The following is a 4,269-nucleotide window of genomic DNA, read 5'->3' on the forward strand; positions in this document are numbered from 1 at the left end:
CTCCTGGTGCGCGACTATGAGGTGGAGGTGTCGGTTGGCCGCTCCGCAAGCGAGATACCCTATCCCTACGTGCTCGACGGGACGGACGACCTGCGGCTCGACGAGGTCCGCGCCGCCGATCTGGCGCGCTGGTTCCCGACGACCGAGCTTTCGCACATCGGCGACGAGATCGCCGACGGCGCCTGGAACAACGGCGCCGACGACGTGCGCCCGCTGTCGCTGTTCGACGGCCCACGCGTCGATTTCAGCCTTGCCCGGCTCCGCCACTATACCGGAACGCCCGCCGAGCACACGCAGCGCTACCTCCTGTTCACCAACTACGTCCGATACGTCGAGGAGTTCGTCCGCTGGGCGGTGGCCGAGCTCAGGCGCGAGGACAGCCCCTATGAGGCGCTGTCGGTCGCCGGCGGCGTTTTCGTCACCAGGGACACGGCCAATGCCGAGCAGCTCGTCGCCGACGGCAGCTGGCGCAAGCACCAGATGCCGGCCTACCATCTGATCGCGGCCAACGGCGGTGGGATCAGCCTCGTCAACATCGGCGTGGGGCCCTCCAACGCCAAGACGATCTGCGACCATCTCGCGGTGATGCGGCCGGAGGTATGGCTGATGATCGGCCATTGCGGCGGGTTGAGGCCGAGCCAGACGATCGGCGACTATGTCCTCGCCCACGCCTACCTCCGCGACGACCATGTCCTCGACGACGTCCTCCCGACGGAAGTCCCGATCCCGCCGATCGCGGAGGTCCAGCAGGCCCTGTTCGACGCCGCGCTCGAGGTCACGGGCGAGGATGCGCAGCAGCTGAAGGAGCGGCTCCGCACCGGCACCGTCGTCACCACGGACGATCGGAACTGGGAGCTCCGGTTCACGCACTCGGCGATGCGCTTCAACCAGTCCAGGGCTGTCGCGATCGACATGGAATCGGCGACCGTCGCGGCCCAGGGATATCGCTTCCGGGTCCCCTACGGCACGCTCCTCTGCGTGTCGGACAAGCCGCTCCACGGCGAGATCAAGCTTCCGGGCCAGGCCAACGCCTTCTACGAACGGTCGATCAGCCAGCATCTGCGGATCGGGATCGAGACTTTGCGCGTGCTGAAGGCCTCCGGACGCACCCTCCACTCCCGGAAGCTCAGGAGCTTCGACGAGCCGCCCTTCCGGTAAGGGCCTTCTCGATGACGGACCTCCTCATCCTGTTCGCCATCGTCCTTGCAGTGAACCTGATGCCGGCCTTCGGACCGCCGACCTGGACGGTGATCGTGCTCTACGGCCTCAACACGAATATCGGGCTGCCGCTGCTGGTGCTGACGGGAGCGCTTGCAGCGGCGACCGGCCGGCTGCTTCTGGCCTACGCCTTCCGGCTGTTCGGCCACCGCCTGCCCGCGAAGATCCGCGGCAATCTGGACGCGGCGCGGGAAGCGCTCGAGAGGAACAAGCGGAACGCCGCGATCGCACTTGCCCTTTTTGCGCTGTCCCCCATCCCCTCGGCGCAATTGTTCGAGGCTGCGGGGCTGGCGGGCGTGCGTCTCATCGGCTTCACCGCCGCCTTCTTCGCCGGCCGGCTGGTCTCCTATTCGTTGTTCGGCCTGGCGGCGCAGCGTGTCCGGGAGACGAGCATGGGCGAAGCCCTGAAGAGCGGCTTCACCAGCCCCGCCGGGATCGCCATGCAGCTTGTGATGATCGGCCTGTTGATCCTCCTGGCACGGCTCGACTGGGCCCGGATCCTCGGATCCGGGAAACGCTGATCAGGTCATTGCCAGCGCGATCTTGCGGGGGCCGCTGAACGGCATCCTCCCGTGCGCGGCAAGGAGATTGTCGATGACGACGATATCGCCCGCCCGCCAGGGGTGCAGGACGGTCTCGGAACGGACCACCTCCCTCACATGGTCCAGCGCCTCGCGCTCGATCGGAGAGCCGTCGCCATAGGTGACGTTAAGGCGGAACGCTTCCTCGCTGCCGCACAGCGCAATCAGCTCGGCATAGGTGCGGGCATCGAGGCCGCTCGGGTGGAAGCCGTCCGCCTGGTTGAACCAGACCTCCTCTCCCGTCACCGGATGCATTGCGGTGGCGGGCCTCACCTGGCTCATCGCCAGGCCGCCGTCGGCCCGCCACTCGAAGTCCGCGCCGATCCGCCGGCAGCAGGCTTCCGCCTCGCAGGGATCGTCGGTCTCCAGCGCCTCCTGCCAGGAATAGCCGGAGCCTTTCAAACCGGAGAGGTTGCGCACGTAGCGTATCTGATTCTCCCGGACCCGCTCCAGAACGGCAGGATCGATCCGGCGAAGGATCCGGCGGCTGTCGCCGAGCGTGGTCTCCCCTCCCTCCTCCGGAGCAACCAGGCAGAGGAAGTAGAGGCGAGTGGGGTAGACGTCGGCGTAGGAAAGCTCGTTGTGGAGCGAGAGCTGAAGCTGCGGCGGGTATTCGGTCGAGGTGTAGCTCCCCTCCCCCAGCATCTTCCGCGGCGAGGCGCCGCCCGCATAGTTGAACAGCGGAGCACCATCCGAAAAGGCCGACACGAAGCTGGTGAGGTCGGCGACGCTGCTGACCTCCCAACCGCGGAAGAGCAGCGCCCCGCCCCTCAGCAGCTCCGATTCCAGCCGCTCGCGCTCCGACACGGCGAGTTCCAGCAGCGACTCCAAATCGCACTTGCCGCCCGCTTCGACGGCGGCTGGCCATACGGTGCTTCGGGAGGGGCTCGCTATCTGCATGAGCCCCTACAACTCACGTCAGGCGAGTTTGATCTCGCGCAGGCGCTCCTGGAGGTAATCGTGGGCGCTGATCGGCGGCCATTTCGGCTCTTCGCCCTCCGCCACGGTGCCCGGCAGCGCCTCGATCATGAAATCGGGGCGGAAATGGAGGAAGAAGGGCATCGAGTAGCGCGCCTTGCTCGCCCGGTCGGGCGCCGGGTTAACAACCCGGTGCGAAGTCGAGCGCAGCTTACCGTTGGTGAGCCGCTGGAGCATGTCGCCGATGTTGATGACGAGCTCGCCCTTGGCCGGGCTCACCGGCATCCATTCGCCTTCGTTCGTGAGAAGCTCAAGCCCCGCTTCCTCCGCCCCGAGGAGAAGGGTGATGGTGTTGATGTCCTCATGCGCGCCGGCGCGGATATGCTCGCCCGTCGGCTCCGGCTGCGGCGGATAATGGAGCATGCGCAGCACCGAATTGCCGTCCCGCACCGTGTCGACGAAATAATTCTCGTCGACCTTCAGGTAGCGCGCGATCGCCCGGAGCACGCGAAGGCCGGTGCGGTCGAACGTGTCGAAGAGCTCCAGGAACGTCTCCTTGAAGCCGGGCACTTCTTCCGGCCAGACATTGTCGGCCATCATCTCGCGGAACGGGTGGCCGGCGCCGAGCTCGCGCCCCACGTGCCAGAACTCCTTGAGGTCGTGCGCCTTGTGGCCCTTGGCGGTCTCGATGCCGAACGGCGTGTAGCCGCGCGCGCCGCCGCCCCCGGGAATGGCATATTTGCGCTTCACGTCCTCCGGGAGCGCGAAGAAGGCCTTCGCCTTCCCCTCGGCACGGTCGATCAGCTCCTGAGGGACGCCGTGATCGCGAACGATCGCGAAGCCGTAGCGTTCGAAGGATTCGCCAAGTTCCTGGCTGAAAGCCTCGGGATCACTCTCCGCTGCAGCCAAAGACAGCGATGCGATGCTCTTTTCGGGTGCGATCATGCTCATGACGCCCCAATAGCCGAGCCGCCGGGGGCAAGCCAAAGGGTTTCGTCGCTCAGTCGGTCAGCAGCAGGCCGGCGAGCGCCGCGCTCATCAGATTGGCGAGCGAGCCGGCGATCAGCGCGCGGACGCCCAGCTTGGCGATCATCGGCCGCTGGTTCGGAGCGAGGCCGCCCGTCACCGCCATTTGGATCGCGATCGAACTGAAATTGGCGAAGCCGCACAGCGCGAAGGTGACGATCGCGCGGCTTCGGCCGGTCAGTGCCGCGGCAGGACCAGTTGCGTTGCCGAGATCGAGGAAAGCGACGAACTCGTTCAAGACGATCTTGGTGCCGAAGAGGCCGCCGGCCAGGCTCGCCTCGTTCCAGGGAACGCCGATCATGAACATGAGCGGCTGGAACACCCAGCCGACGATCTGCTGGAAGCTGAGGGTGGGAAAGCCGAACCAGGCGCCGACGCCGCCGAGCAGGCCGTTGGCGAGCGCCACAAGGGCCACGAAGGCGAGCACCATGGCGCCGACCGCGACTGCGAGCTTCACGCCGGTCTGGGCGCCCTGCGCCGCCGCCATGATGATGTTGGCGGGCCGCTCCCCGTCCTCGAACGTCTC

5 protein-coding genes are annotated in these 4,269 nt (G+C 66.8%); 2 read left to right on the top strand and 3 right to left on the bottom strand.

Annotated features, from left to right (window positions below; all coding sequences use genetic code 11):
- On the top strand, positions 1-1,158 hold a 1,158-nt coding region (locus VF662_RS02645; protein WP_464137387.1), incomplete at its 5' end, for an AMP nucleosidase.
- Between the two features lie 11 nt (positions 1,159-1,169).
- Positions 1,170-1,739 carry a hypothetical protein gene (locus VF662_RS02650; protein ID WP_464137389.1) on the top strand — a complete coding sequence of 190 codons (570 nt, stop codon included), beginning with the start codon at positions 1,170-1,172 and terminating at the stop codon, positions 1,737-1,739.
- On the opposite strand, the gene VF662_RS02655 is transcribed toward VF662_RS02650, so the two are convergent.
- From VF662_RS02655 to VF662_RS02665, 3 genes are all read right to left on the bottom strand, one after another.
- Complete coding sequence (locus VF662_RS02655; protein ID WP_464137390.1) at positions 1,740-2,699, bottom strand: TauD/TfdA family dioxygenase; 960 nt, start codon at positions 2,697-2,699, stop codon at positions 1,740-1,742.
- A gap of 18 nt (positions 2,700-2,717) precedes the next feature.
- Entirely contained in the window at positions 2,718-3,662 is a 945-nt protein-coding gene (locus VF662_RS02660; RefSeq protein WP_464137393.1) for an isopenicillin N synthase family dioxygenase, read from the bottom strand.
- Between the two features lie 55 nt (positions 3,663-3,717).
- The coding region (locus VF662_RS02665) for a nucleoside transporter C-terminal domain-containing protein (protein ID WP_464137395.1) at positions 3,718-4,269 on the bottom strand (552 nt) is incomplete at its 5' end.

The sequence above is a fragment of the Allosphingosinicella sp. genome (genome assembly GCF_036387215.1).
Classification (GTDB): Bacteria; Pseudomonadota; Alphaproteobacteria; order Sphingomonadales; family Sphingomonadaceae; genus Allosphingosinicella.